General features: G+C 44.4%; 14 protein-coding genes. 4 read left to right on the forward strand and 10 right to left on the reverse strand.

Features of this window, described 5'->3' with window-relative positions:
* Positions 1-127: 127 nt before the first annotated feature.
* Both MZO41_RS10905 and MZO41_RS10910 read right to left on the reverse strand, forming a co-directional pair.
* Positions 128-1,282, reverse strand: a complete 1,155-nt coding sequence (locus MZO41_RS10905) for an AI-2E family transporter (protein WP_013355696.1) — start codon at positions 1,280-1,282, stop codon at positions 128-130.
* Positions 1,283-1,296: 14 nt separating this feature from the next.
* Positions 1,297-1,656 carry a PTS glucitol/sorbitol transporter subunit IIA gene (locus tag MZO41_RS10910; protein WP_003645946.1) on the reverse strand — a complete coding sequence of 120 codons (360 nt, stop codon included), beginning with the start codon at positions 1,654-1,656 and terminating at the stop codon, positions 1,297-1,299.
* Between the two features lie 131 nt (positions 1,657-1,787).
* Here MZO41_RS10910 and MZO41_RS10915 point away from each other — a divergent pair, with 131 nt between their 5' ends.
* Positions 1,788-2,807, forward strand: coding sequence for a lactonase family protein (locus tag MZO41_RS10915; protein ID WP_128650822.1), 1,020 nt, complete (start codon positions 1,788-1,790; stop codon positions 2,805-2,807).
* Between the two features lie 15 nt (positions 2,808-2,822).
* The gene (locus tag MZO41_RS10920; protein ID WP_003644620.1) at positions 2,823-3,461 is read left to right on the forward strand and encodes a copper homeostasis protein CutC; all 639 of its coding nucleotides are present in this window, start codon (positions 2,823-2,825) and stop codon (positions 3,459-3,461) included.
* A gap of 253 nt (positions 3,462-3,714) precedes the next feature.
* Here the strand turns inward: MZO41_RS10920 and MZO41_RS10925 are convergent, their stop codons facing one another.
* From MZO41_RS10925 to yjbM, 3 genes are read right to left on the reverse strand one after another with little or no spacing between them, the layout of a single operon-like run.
* A complete protein-coding gene (locus tag MZO41_RS10925) occupies positions 3,715-4,617 on the reverse strand; it encodes an RluA family pseudouridine synthase (protein WP_003640877.1) in 903 nt (300 codons plus the stop codon).
* Entirely contained in the window at positions 4,614-5,417 is an 804-nt protein-coding gene (locus tag MZO41_RS10930) for an NAD kinase (protein ID WP_003640878.1), read from the reverse strand. Before MZO41_RS10930 ends, MZO41_RS10925 begins: the two co-directional genes overlap by 4 nt.
* On the reverse strand, positions 5,414-6,076 hold the full coding sequence (gene yjbM, locus MZO41_RS10935; protein ID WP_003640879.1) for a GTP diphosphokinase: 663 nt from the start codon (positions 6,074-6,076) through the stop codon (positions 5,414-5,416). Before yjbM ends, MZO41_RS10930 begins: the two co-directional genes overlap by 4 nt.
* Before the next feature lie 292 nt (positions 6,077-6,368).
* On the opposite strand from yjbM, the gene MZO41_RS10940 reads away from it, so the two are divergent.
* Entirely contained in the window at positions 6,369-7,004 is a 636-nt protein-coding gene (locus tag MZO41_RS10940; protein ID WP_003640880.1) for a DsbA family protein, read from the forward strand.
* A 214-nt stretch (positions 7,005-7,218) separates the two neighbouring features.
* On the opposite strand, the gene pepF is transcribed toward MZO41_RS10940, so the two are convergent.
* The 5 genes from pepF to MZO41_RS10965 form a co-directional block, all read right to left on the reverse strand.
* Positions 7,219-9,030, reverse strand: coding sequence for an oligoendopeptidase F (gene pepF / locus MZO41_RS10945; RefSeq protein WP_011101688.1), 1,812 nt, complete (start codon positions 9,028-9,030; stop codon positions 7,219-7,221).
* Between the two features lie 77 nt (positions 9,031-9,107).
* Complete coding sequence (locus tag MZO41_RS10950; RefSeq protein ID WP_013355697.1) at positions 9,108-10,193, reverse strand: competence protein CoiA; 1,086 nt, start codon at positions 10,191-10,193, stop codon at positions 9,108-9,110.
* Between the two features lie 184 nt (positions 10,194-10,377).
* Positions 10,378-11,109 (reverse strand): adaptor protein MecA, encoded by a 732-nt coding sequence (locus tag MZO41_RS10955; RefSeq protein WP_003640883.1) that lies wholly within the window; start codon positions 11,107-11,109, stop codon positions 10,378-10,380.
* Between the two features lie 135 nt (positions 11,110-11,244).
* Complete coding sequence (gene spxA, locus MZO41_RS10960; RefSeq protein WP_011101690.1) at positions 11,245-11,643, reverse strand: transcriptional regulator SpxA; 399 nt, start codon at positions 11,641-11,643, stop codon at positions 11,245-11,247.
* Between the two features lie 286 nt (positions 11,644-11,929).
* Positions 11,930-12,673, reverse strand: a complete 744-nt coding sequence (locus MZO41_RS10965) for an MBL fold metallo-hydrolase (RefSeq protein WP_013355698.1) — start codon at positions 12,671-12,673, stop codon at positions 11,930-11,932.
* A gap of 140 nt (positions 12,674-12,813) precedes the next feature.
* On the opposite strand from MZO41_RS10965, the gene MZO41_RS10970 reads away from it, so the two are divergent.
* Positions 12,814-13,314, forward strand: a complete 501-nt coding sequence (locus MZO41_RS10970; RefSeq protein ID WP_003640886.1) for an antibiotic biosynthesis monooxygenase — start codon at positions 12,814-12,816, stop codon at positions 13,312-13,314.
* The last annotated feature ends 363 nt before the right edge of the window (positions 13,315-13,677 follow it).

The following is a 13,677-nucleotide window of genomic DNA, read 5'->3' on the forward strand; positions in this document are numbered from 1 at the left end:
TAACATCACCATTCAGTTAAATTAAAAAGGTTCCACAGAATTGTCATCAGACTTCTGTGGAACCTTTTTAATTTGGCGTTATTGGTTTAATCGCGTTTCAGCGCCATCTGAGTAGCCAACAATTACCTTACTTGTTAGTTTGATCAGTTGATGGGGTTGCTTCAGCCTCATACAATCCCGAAGACCGTCGATACCAGTCAAACAGATGTGTCCACAAAACTTTCAAGATCGCATAGCCTGGAATCCCGAAAATAACCCCCATCAACCCGAAGATTTTACCAGCCGCTAATAGGACGACTAAAATCGTAATCGGATGAATAGCTAAGCTACTCCCTAAGACTAACGGTGAGATAAAGCGGCCTTCAATCGTTTGTTCAATGACGAAGACAATCAGAACTTGGACCAACATCCATGGTGAGGTGACTAACGCAATGACCACTGAAGGCACCATTGCGAGAAAAGACCCTAAATATGGAATCAAATTTAAGATTCCAGCCGCAATTCCCAACGTCAGCGCAAATTTCAAGCCAATAATACTGTAACCAGCCGCAAACATCACGGCAACAAAGAACGCCACGGTCAATTGACCACGAATATAATTACTGACCTGTGAATTGATTTCTGACAAAACTTCTAAGAATCCTGAGCGCGCTTTGGTAGGTACAAACTTAGCCATATACTTCGGTAGTTGATGACCATCGCGCAATAGGTAAAAAAGAATAAACGGCATTGTTATCAACCCAATGATGACGGTCGTTACGGTACTAAATACGCCTGTAAGTGAAGTCACCGTCCCGGTCAAATACTTCGAAAAGCGGCCACTCACTAGCTTACTGAGATCCGTGTTCCAACTTTCAAGTTGGTCACGGATACTACTGAGTTGTGGATCATTGAGCCAGCGATTAACTTCAGTACTGGCATTTTTCCAATAATTGGGCCAGTCATTGATAATTGATAAAGTTTGATCGCGAATCGTTGGGATAATCGCAATAATGCCTAACGCCAACAGCGCGACAACCACAATAAACAAACCAATGATCGTCCAGGTTCGTCGTACGCGAAAACGCTTTTCTAGCCAGTCAACAAGTGGATTAAGCAAGTAGTACAGCACACCGGCCAAAATAATCGGCAAACCCACGATGCTAAAAAATTGCCGGACCGGATCTAATAGCCAATCGACTTGCTTGCCCATAAAGAAGATCGTCAATACTAATAAAATAACGACCAAAATCCGAATGAGCCGTTGCGCTGACCACCGTTGTTTCTGTGAATCAGGGTTCAAACAATCCCTCCTTCCTAAGCCTGATACGTAATAACGCTACCGACCTTGATTGTTGGTAACTGGTTTGGTGTCAAATAAATGCCGTTTTCCATTGGTTTGGCAGGTACTGGTTTGAAGTACAACGTCGCGTGCCCAATTGACGTTAAATTAGCTTCCACTAGTCCCCCTGCAAAGGCCACCGTATAAGTTTGTCGATCGATCGTAATGGTGCTACCAGCAACTAACGACAGACTCGCGATGGGCTGCTCAAATTTCTGAATCACCGCGATTTGCTGTAATGGTGCCGTGGCCGTTTCATCGAATAAAACTAAAATTGGTTCCTTGGAATCGATAGCATTCGCACCAATCGATTGTACTGTTGCAGTTATTGTCATATTGAGACCCCCATCGGTTAATTAATTGCTTTAATTGTAGCATAGTCCTAATCACAGACGCCAATTTGTCATCGCTTACACGGGCCATATCTATGCTATACTTGAATTATCTATCAAGGAGGTTTGTTATCATGCAAGAACGCATTTTATTCGGAACATATACGAAAAAAACAAGCCAAGGGATTTACCAAGGAACCCTTGACACCACTGCCAAAACCTTAACCAACGATGGCTTACTGGCAGCCACTCAAAATCCCACCTATTTGGCCCTCTCAGCTAAGGATTGCCTATACAGTGTCGATAAGGAAGATGACGAGGGCGGTATCGCTGCTTGGCAAATCGACGGGCAAACTGCTCACAAACTAAACACCGTTGTCGCACCTGGCACCCCACCAGCTTACGTTGCTGTCGATGAGGCCCGGCAACTCGTCTACAGTGCCAACTATCATAAGGGAACGGCCGAAGTCATGAAAATTGCTGCTGATGGCGCGCTGACTTTGACCGATACTGTTCAACATAGTGGCCATGGCCCTCGTCCGGAACAAGACGGCTCCCATATTCATTACACCGACCTCACGCCAGATAATCGCTTAGCCGTAATCGATTTAGGTAGCGATAAGGTCTATGTCTATAACGTCAGCGACGCCGGTCAGTTAAGTGAACAAGCCGTGCTCACTATGGAAGCTGGCTTTGGACCACGTCACCTCGTGTTCAGTCCAGACGGCCAATACGCCTTCTTAGCTGGTGAATTATCGAGTCAGATTGCGAGCTTAAAATATGACGCCCAAACTGGTGCCTTTACGCAGCTTGGCATTGTGAAGACCATTCCTGCCGACTACACGGCGCACAACGGTGCCGCAGCCATCCGCTTAAGTCACGACGGTCATTTTCTCTACGTCTCCAATCGTGGCTACAATACGTTAGCTGTCTTTGCAGTAACCGCCGACGGTCATTTGACCCTGATTCAGCAAATCAGTACGGAAGGTGACTTCCCCCGTGATTTTGATTTAGATCCAACTGAAGCCTTTGTCGTGGTCGTTAATCAAAACACTGATAATGCCACTTTGTATGCACGCGACTTAACGAGTGGTAAACTAAGTCTATTACAAAAGGACGTTACTGTGCCTGAAGGCGTTTGCGTCCGTTTCTAGTAAAGGATGAAACTCATGTTATTAAAAGAAGTCTGTGTTGAAAATTACACTAACATTCCCGCAGCCATTGCGGCCGGTGCCAATCGGATCGAACTCAACGATAACCTATCCGTTGGCGGTACAACGGTCAGTCGTGGTGTAATGGCTGAGGCAGCCAAGTATACCAGTGAACATCACGTGCCCCTAGTGACCATGATTCGCCCCCGTGGTGGCAATTTCGTTTATAATGATACGGAATTAAAAATCATGGAAGCGGACCTGCTACAGGCTCAATCATTAGGTGTTGATGGTGTCGCATTTGGTGCTTTGACTGCGGATAATCAGCTTGACGAAGAAGCCTTAGCGTTATTAATTGGTGCAGCCGGTGGCATGTCGATCACCTTCCACATGGCTTTTGACGCCATCCCTGAAAATCAACAAGCCGCGGCAATTGACTGGTTAGTAGACCATGACGTCGATCGCATTTTGACACATGGCGGCCCACTTGATCAGCCGATTGCTGACTGTGTCCCCCACTTGCAAACGACGATCAAACAGGCCGCTGGCCGAATTCAGATCCTACCTGGTGGTGGCATTACCACCGCCAATGTCGCCGACATCACCACAACGCTCGGCGTCAAACAGGCCCATGGGACCAAGATTATTAATTACTAAGAACTGCCAAAAAGGCGCATCTCATTTTTTGAGATGCGCCTTTTGATTGGCGAAGTAAACTAAAAAATTAGACCATTAATCACGGTTATTCAATGGTCTAATATTGGCACAAGCGCCCGCACTAAGCCAACTTGCCCTGAGCCCTCTTCCGCGAACAAATTGGTCATTGTCAACGCTGATCAATTGGCTCGTGTTCATCATCAATCATGCTAATTAGGATAAACATAAAACGGACCAAATCTTAATGGTCACTTTATGAATTGGCACGTTGATTATGAATAATTAAACGGTTAAGATCAGCCGGTAATGGTGCAAAGGTCGTGAGGGTCTGGCTAATGAATGGATCATCAAATTCCAGTTGCATGCAGTGCAGTGCTTGGCGCTGAATCCACGGGTCACGAGGACCGCCATAAAGGGCATCACCGATCAATGGATGACCGCTAGCTGCAAAGTGCACCCGAATCTGATGCGTTCGGCCGGTATGCAGCCGTACCCGGACGACTGTCATGTTACGCAGCCGCTTGACCACCCAGTACTCGGTTAAAGACGGCTTACCGTCGGGACGGGTCGTTCGTTTGATAAATGAATCAGCGGCACGACCAATGGGCGCATCTAGCCACCCGTGGTCAGTCGTCAATTCACCACTGACGACGGCTAAGTACATTTTGCGCATCGCATGGGCCTTCAATTGATGATCAATAATCGAATGGGCAAAATGGTGCTTAGCGAAGAGAACGATACCGCTCGTATCCCGATCCAAACGCGTGGTGATATGCACAACCTCATTATCATAATGGGCCGCTTGATAATAACCTTTTACCCGATTCGCTAAGGTATTGTCAGGTAAGGCATGCGCCGGTACTGAGGCCACTCCTGCTGGTTTATTCACAATCAGGTAGTCACGATCCTCATATAAGATATCGATCGGCAACGTCGAGACGCCTAAGTGGTCATTACCAATTTCAGCAGGTGTGACCATCGTCACAGTCTCACCGCCTGTCAGCATATGAATCGCTAATACCGGTCGTTCATCAACGAGAATTGCCCCACCATGAAACTTAACTTTTTTCAACAAACTACGTGTCACGCCATGTTGTGCCAAGAGTGTCTTAACTTTCATCGGGGTCGTCTCATGGTTGATCCAAGTAAACCTCATTGCTCGTCCAACCCGATGAAGGATGTCCCGACCCGTTGCCAGAAGCGATTATGACGATGCTGAGCAAATGCAATTCGACGATTAGCAATTGAATAACGAATTTGTTCAATTGGCCGCGGCTGCGTATCCATTTGATCAGCTGTAAAGACAAAGTGTGACTGCTGTTGTGGCCGAATCGTTATTGTTTCATACGGCGCTACGATGACTGGCGAGCCTAATGTTCGGAAGACTCGGTTGTTGATCGACGCAATCTCGGCCATTTGTAAAGCGTCCAAGCGCGGATGAATGACAGCACCACCAACTGACTTATTATAAGCCGTCGAACCAGTTGGAGTGGAGACGCATAACCCATCGCCACGAAAACGTTCAAATAGTTCATCTTGAATATAAACATCGGCAACCATGGTACTCCCAAGCTTCTTAAGCGTTGACTCGTTCAACGCCAAATAATGATCAGTCGCATCCGTATCCGCATAAGTAATATCTACAGCTAGCAAGGGATAGGTCACACTCTGGCCGTTGTCTTCCAGTAAACCGTTGATCAGTTGGTCGATTTCATAATCTCGCCAGTCCGTATAGAAGCCTAAATGGCCAGTATGCACGCCAACAAAGCGAACTTGGTCAACCATGTGGCTATAGTGGTGAAACGCCGCTAAAAGCGTCCCATCGCCTCCTACCGACAAAACAATGTCTGGGTGCTCATCATCAATTTCAAACCCGGCAGCCAGCAGTTTAGTATGTAACTCACCCGCTACTTTCTTGGTCTTGGCACTCGCATTTGCAAAAATCGTTACTTTCATGAATTTTGATCTTCCTTTGTCGTGTCAGGCTCATCGTTGCCCGGCCCCTTCCCATACGAGAACAAGCTCTGAGCTTCTTGAATTTCCTCACGAATTTCTGACATTTCTTTATCCAAACTAAAGGCGGCTTCCGCAGCCCGTTGTAATCGTTGACTCAAGTTTTCAGGGAAATCCCCTTGATATTTATAGTTAAGCGAATGTTCAATGGTCGCCCAGAAATTCATGGCAAGTGTCCGGACTTGGATTTCGGCCAAAATTTTCTTTTCACCACCGACCATTTGGACCGGATATTCAATCACGATATGATACGAACGGTAACCAGATGGCTTTTCATTACTAATGTAATCGCGTTCTTCCAGAATTGTCATATCCGTCCGTTTTCGCAATAAATCAACGACCTGATAGATATCCTCAACGAATTGACACATAATCCGCAAACCAGCAATATCCTGCATATCTTGTTCTAGGCGATCTTCTTGTACTTTACGTCGGGTCATCTTTTCCTTAATGCTATCAACGGGTTTGACCCGCCCCGTTACAAATTCAATCGGTTCATGCTGATTCAAATCACGAAATTGTTTGCGCATTCCCCGCAATTTAACTTTAAGCTCATCAACGGCTTGCTGATAAGGCAGTAAAAAATGATTCCAATCTTCCATCGGGGCACCTCCGTTTCAATCCATACCCTAAAATTTTACCATAAATCGTCGGAATAAAAAGTTAACGTTCTCGAGATTGAACCCTAAGTTCACTTTTTTTCCAAACTGTAATCCTAGAAACAAAATACTTTACGAATTTAGCAAATCGGTGCATGATTACGGGTGAAGGTTTAAGCTAAGTAACGAGTGATTTTCTGCATTAAAAAATTTATGAAATGAAAAACTTGCAAATACCTCGTTTGATTGGTATTCTGCACTATGACGCGAATAGAGAAAGTGGAGGAATTATAACGTGTTAGAAGTGTATTTATTTGTAAATCCGTTGGCAAACCAATGCGTACGTGATGAGCAAAACGTGTTACGGTTGGCAAACGACTCAGACAAGCAAATCCAATTTCAATTCGTACCATTACTCAATATTAATGTGATTCAACGGGCTCTAAAGTGCCAAGGAATCAAGGCATCCGACTGGCATGCTCAAAATCAACAGTCTCAAACATTGTACCGAGTTATTTTGGATTATAAAGCCGCCCTTTTTCAAGGCAAAAAACGGGGGCGTAACTTTTTAATTGCCTTGCAATCTGCAATGCTCAAGGCTGGTCAACACTATTCGGAAGAGCTCGTCAAAACGGTTGCAACTAACTGTCAGATTGACTTAGACATGTTTATGGAAGATCGGGACAGTGACTTGGCGAAACAGGCCTTTCATGCTGATCAGCGGCTTGCATCTGAAATGAACATTACCGAAGCATCGTCGGCCGTCGTTTTTGATTGCGACCAATATGATTATGGTGTCTTGCTAGAACATTTTAATTACACGACTCTTTTTGACTTAGTCAATGGCAATCTGGATCCTTTTCAAGATGCAACTCGGGCAACCAATGCCAGCTGTGCTAGCCTTGCCAACGCACAATTACACGTTTTATAATTCCAGTAATTGCAATTATTCAACTGGTCCTACCAGTCAAAAGCACCCGACGATCATTTTCGCCGGGTGCTTTTGACTGTATTTACCTTTTATAGCTGCCAGAATAAGCCTTCTGGACTCGGCAGCTAACACCCTAACTGATAAGCGGGTCAGGTCTAAAATAAGCGTCGGGACCGAACATCCTGACGCTCATTGTGCTTGCTTTTATAACTGGTTAATCTTGGGTGACCAACTGTTCAAATTCATTTAATCGTTCTTCAAATACCTCGAAAGCTGCATCAAGATAATCAGGCTTGGTCATATCAACTCCAGCTCGGTGCATGACATCGATTGGGAAAGCAGATGAACCAGCTTTCAAGTAACCAAGATAATCCGCAACAGCATCTGTCTGTTGCGTACTAATACGGTCAGCCAACGTTGAGGCCGCTGCAAAACCCGTGGCATACTGATAAACATAATAATTGTAATAAAAATGCGGGATACGGGACCATTCGTCGGCAATTTGCGGATCACTGACGACGGCGTCACCATAGTAGCGTTGGTTCAACTGCAAATAATGTTTTGACAAGCGATCGGCAGTCAAAGCCTGACCTTCTTGATCTTGCTCATGAAGCCACTGTTCAAACTCAGCAAATTGCGTCTGCCGGAAAACGGTGCCTTTAAATCCATCTAAGTAGTAATTCAAGACATACGCCCGCATTTTTGGATCTTGTTCAGTCGCTAAGAAATAGTTCGTCAACAAGTTTTCATTAGTCGTTGAAGCAATTTCCGCCACGAAAATTGAATAGTCACCATACTGATAAGGCTGATGATGTGTCGTGAAGTAAGAGTGCATACTGTGTCCCATTTCGTGCACCAACGTATATAAATTATCAATATTATCCTGCCAGTTCAACAGCATGTATGGCGCGGTATCATACATTCCTGACGAATACGCCCCGCTACGTTTGCCTTGATTTTCCACCACATCAATCCACCGTGAAGCAAACGCTGTTTTGACGTGTTTGAGATAATCAGGACCCAAAATTTTGAGCGCTTGTAAAGCAGTTGCTTGAGCCTGCTGGTAGGAATAGTTGGTCGTCGGCTTGGGTGCCAATGGCGTGTACATATCATACATATGCAACTGATCAACTCCGAGCAGTTGTTTCCGTAACGCAACATACCGGTGCAATAAGTCCAAATGCTTGTCAACGGACGTGACTAAAGAATCGTAAACCGCCGTCGGAATCTGATTGGCAGCAAGTGCTGCCGTCCGCGCATCTGGATAATGATGAGCCTGGGCAACAAAATTGTGTACCTTGACTTGGCTAGCTAAAGTCGAAGCAAGTGTTCGCCGGAACTGGCCGTATACTTTATACAGTGCTTCAAACGCCTCTCGCCGAACAGCCGGATGAACGGACTCAAGTAACACCCCATAAATTCCTTGTGACAATTTGACAGGGTTGCCGTCGTCATCCTTTACCGTTGGAAATTGAAAGTCAGCGTTATTCAGTACACCAAAAGTTTTCGCAGAAGCACCAAAAATATCACTAGCGCCTGCGAGTAAAGCTTCTTCGCTTTCAGACAGAACGTGTCCCTTTTGCAACCGGATCGTATCCAACAAATGCCGATAATCACGTAAATCGACGTTTTCATCAAGGTACGTATCCAATTCGCCCGGCGTTAATTCCAAGATTGCTGGTTCGAACCAGGCAGTCGCTGCGGATACCTTGGCAGTCAAACTACTAGCTTGATCGTCTAAAGCCGCATTGGTACTATTGCCAGTATCCTGGTCACTTTTCAGACTTGCGTATACCGCCACTTTCTCTAACCGACGATACAGCGCTAAAACAGCCTGGATGCCAGCCAGCACCGTGTCGGCCGAGCTTGTAAACGTTTCTTTAAGCGCAGTGACGGTGGGGATTGCAGCTTTGACTTGTGCAATATCCGCCTCATACGCGGCCTGATCTGCATAAATGGGCGTCAAATCCCACGTCAATTCTTCAGGAACGGCCGAACGGGTCGGCAATTGTTTGGTTGCTACCATGCAAATTCCTCCAATTATTTCAATATAGCACTAGATTACCACAGATTACGCCTATCGCGGTAGCATCTGTTCCGGAATCAATGTTTGCGCCATCGAAGCTGGTCGGAATTCACCTGCCACTCAGTTTTCTGCCAGTTTATCACTTGCTGCTCGCTAAGCATCGTAATCATGGTCGTTATCAGTTGTTGTATTAACGTGCCTCGTGCTTGCAGGCAGGCACGCCGGGCAAGTAATGGCCGTAATTGGGCCCAGATCAATGCCTCTAATTGTGACCCAGCAAGCCGTCCGGACTGTTGCCGCAGTGCAAAAAAGACGTGGGCGTGCCAGACCAGATATGGTACCGATAACAGCGGTAGTTGCGGCACAGTGGGCATCGTCCACGTCGGTAACTGGACAATCGTTCCTCCGCGTTGATAGCAAGCCACTTGTAACGCATCAAAACCACGTTGATGTCGAAGCCGTGCCAACATTAACTGTTGATAATAATGCCGTAAATGCGTGTCCGGCAAAGTTGGGGTGTTAATTTTAGGAGCCAATTGGCGAAAACGTAACACCGACTGGCTGCGCGTATCCAGTCGAATCGTTTGATAGGTCAGCGGTTCCGTATCCAATGTCAAGACGTGATGCAATAAACGAACACTAGTACTTTGAGTGTCCAAAAAAAGTAGAAACAGGCCCCACCGTTGCTGGTACTGCAAAAACTTCAAAGCCTTGCTATTGAGGTGCAATTGTCGCTGATAGGGGCGTCCCAACAACCATAACACTTGATAGCCATGCTGACGATAGCCCTGCGTCCGAGCTGCGAGTCGCTCCACTGACAAGGGTGAACACTGAAATTCTAACGCGAGTGGTTGCGCTGTACCTCGTCGAACCAAGATATCCGGGCGCTGATGTATCTCTGGCAAACCAGCCTCTAAGCGCACCGTATAACCACTGGCAGCGAACCAGGTCGCTAATTGTTGTTTACCACGAAGATGTTCCGTTGTTTCCCCTTCAGAGAAAGCATCACAATCCGTGGCATGGACGTGGGCAAAATGTGGCACGATCACTGCCCCCCGTTTCAATCGCACCGGCTGCACACATCCTGGACAGTAATATTCTATTTGGCGATCAGCCGTCGCCGCATTAACGAGTTGATGCTGGGCATCCATCGCGATCAACATGATGGTCCCTCCCTTCAACAACTAATTACGTCATTAAAGCCAATTCTCACGCAAACCCATCATCATTTATTGACCCCGAGCAGCACCCGTCTTTTGGCAAAGCGTCCGGCAGGCAGATTGTTTATCCGTGGATACAAAAAAGCCTTAACATTACGAATAAACGTTATGTTGAGGCAATTAACTGCTATTTAAAATAGTGCCGGATGGTTTCCAAAGCAGCATTAGACATGATCTTTTCACCATGTTCAAGTAGTACGTCAGCTGAAATATTAGCTAAATGGGCATATTCCAAGGCTACTGCGACATCATCTTTGATAGTGGCCGTTGATGATTGATCGACAAAGAAAACCAGTTCTAGATAATATTGGTCGCGATACTTGAATAAGTTAGACGCGAGTCCCTCTGGCCGGAATAATTGTGCCAATGAAACAAGATCCTCAAATTGATCGAATTTCAACACGTATTCCTTAGTTGGTGTATCAGGATCATCCAAATACGGATCGAGATCATTAGTGTCCTTAGTTGGATTATGTGCAATACCTTGTCCATCTTCAACCTGATTCGTATCCGTCTGCATCAGTTTACGCTTCAAATAATCTGAAACATCATCTTGTGAGTCGCTATCATCCGATTGGTCGGGTGACTGAGTTGCTTTAGCAATCGTATCTTGTAAATTATCACTGTTTTTGCTAATAAATAATTCTAAACCATTTCGGTTTGGTAATACTTGGAAAGTTACGGCATCATTGTCCTGAAATTGATGATCAACATCAACTTCCTCCAAGATGCTATAGAAGAAACTTTCAATTTGCTTATGATTCCCTAGTAAATCTAGTACGCGAATACCGCGTTCATTGAGATCATCATTTCCAATAACGACGCGAATCGTATCTTCGTTGATGCGTTCCATCTCCATTACAGATCCACCCCTTTCTAAGTGTCAAGGGCCATAATCACTATCACAATTCTAACTTATTTCAGTTTATTGTAAAGTAATCTATCTGAAAATACAAAAATTGGCCAATTAGTTAAGCTAACTAGCCAATGATAATCACATATTTGCTAATTGTTGTGCCCGTAATAATTCTAATGTCCGAATTTTGCGTGGCAAGAAGCGGCGAATCTCGTCCTCATTGTAACCAACTTGCAGCCGCTTCTCATCAAGCATAATTGGTCGACGTAACAGACTAGGATCATGAGTAATCATGTCAAACAATTCATTGAGTGACAAATCATTAATATCAACGTTCAGTTGTTGAAAGGCCTTTGAGCGAGTGGAAATAATTTCTTCCGTCCCTGATTCAGTCAGTTGTAGGATCTGCTTGATTTTTTCAATTGAAAGCGGTTCGGTAAACAGATTGTGTTCTTGAAAATCAATGTCGTGTGTCTGTAACCAAGCCTTGGCTTTGCGACATGAGGTACAACTTGGTGCGGTATATAAAATAACCATCCTGGGTCCTCCTTGGCATCGTTAATCAATTTTATAACATAATTCATTATACGCTACTCACTTTTAATTGTGAATAGGTTTAACAAAATTAATTTATTTAAAACTAATAATCTAAAATACAATTATTCGATATATGTATTTTTTCTATCGAATAAACCGCTTTTATAGTCATTCTTGTTATTAATTAATTCGTATACAATTTAATTATGACTTATGATATCAATAATCTATTAACGGTAAACTGACAGAAAAAGCTTAGCAAAATGATTTGCTAAGCCCTATCATACTAGCCAAGATTCAATTGTAAAAACTTTTGAGCAACTGTCACTTGAATGTCATTACCGGCGGCTGCTTGTGCTTCTTGTTGGAGTTGTGTAAATGAGACATCTTGTGGCAAGTGTGTGAGCAATAATTTTTTGACGCGGGCATCTTTGGCAATTTTACCAGACTGTGCCGACGTCATATGCCACATTTTACCAGTTTTATCTGCGGCAAAATTCGTATCAGTCATCAATAACTGTGCCCCGGCTGCGAAAGTCGCTAATTCTGGCGAATAAGCCGTATCGGCGGAAAAGACAAGTTCTTGCCCCGTCGCTCGCTCGACCAACTTAACGGCATAGGCTGGAACTGGATGTTTAGTCGGTAAAAAGCTCACATCAAACGGCCCAATCTGATTGACAGCAGCCGGATCATAGGCCCGACCTTCTGTGGCATTCGCCCAGGTCAAGGCACCAAAGTTAAGTGGATCAGCGGTGTGCCCGTAAATCGGCAGCACGGGCGTCTTCCGTTCACCAGCACGCAACTGCCAGTAATATTGTAAGACCCCAACGTCCGCCGTATGATCGTGATGATAATGAGTCAGGAGCACACTATCGAGCTGTAAGGGGTCTAAAATCTCTTCTAAGGCGTTTAGCGCCCCCGACCCACAATCGAGCAATAAATGGTAATCACCGGCTGTAATCAGGTAAGAACTCGTACCCACGCCATCGTATGGATAACCACCATAGTAACCAAGAACTGTTAGTTTCATTATTGACCATCCCTTCATTTCTCTGTCCACTTCTATTTTAATATAGCACCAAGAAAAAATGAAACCAACAACTTAACATATTTTCAATTATTTTGAAAAACACGTATAATAATAGATGTAATAAATAAGGAGTGATATTGATGAGTGGAAAGATTGCAGCAACATTTGGGACACGTAAAATTCTAACCATGATCCAACAACAAAATGCTGATCGTGACTTGTTATTAATGCAGGCCAACGCCACTGAAGATCGCTATATGCTACTCGATTTAACCGGCGAAAAAACCGTTTTTTCAAGCCCCGTAACGTATGACGTTTTACTTTCAAAAGGATCAGCTGACTGGCATGGAATGACAAGTTTCATCTTCATTGATTTACCGGAAGAAGAACAAAAAGTCTTTAAATCTAAGTTTAGTAGTTTCCGACACGATTATAATAAGCCAGATGGGCTGAAACATTTTTGGATCTTACGTGAGTCCAAAAATAATTCAGCCTTCGTGATTGTCACAAATTGGCATAGCGACTCCGAATATGCTGTTTGGCTGCGAAGCGCTTCATTCAAGCCATTTGCCAAGTACATCACCTCAGATTACGGCTACCACGAAAGTCGCTATTCATTTGTACGTTCATTAAAATCATAATCATCCGGTATTGGATATTTCAAGTCGCTGCAGTGATTGAACTGCAACGACTTTTTTCATGAATATTACTTTTACTCAACACTGCTAAATCTCATCAGTTGATATATAAGCCTCGTTCACAACATCACATCGCAGTCAGAACCAACATATGTCCCGATCAGTGTGATCCTAAAGAATCTGCCGTCAGCTTTAGTTGAGCAATCGTGAGCCCAATCAGCCATCTGTTGAATGACACCCACCCTATTTAGGGTCTCTGTCAACCGGTGTTGATGAAGTTATATTTAGAATCCAATTCATTTACGAATTGGGTTCTTTTTTTCGATTTTGATTTTGAACTCAATTTGAATTCGATAAATAAAGTTT

It is taken from the genome of Lactiplantibacillus sp. C232, from assembly GCF_023806725.1.
GTDB classification, from domain to species: Bacteria; Bacillota; Bacilli; order Lactobacillales; family Lactobacillaceae; genus Lactiplantibacillus; species Lactiplantibacillus plantarum.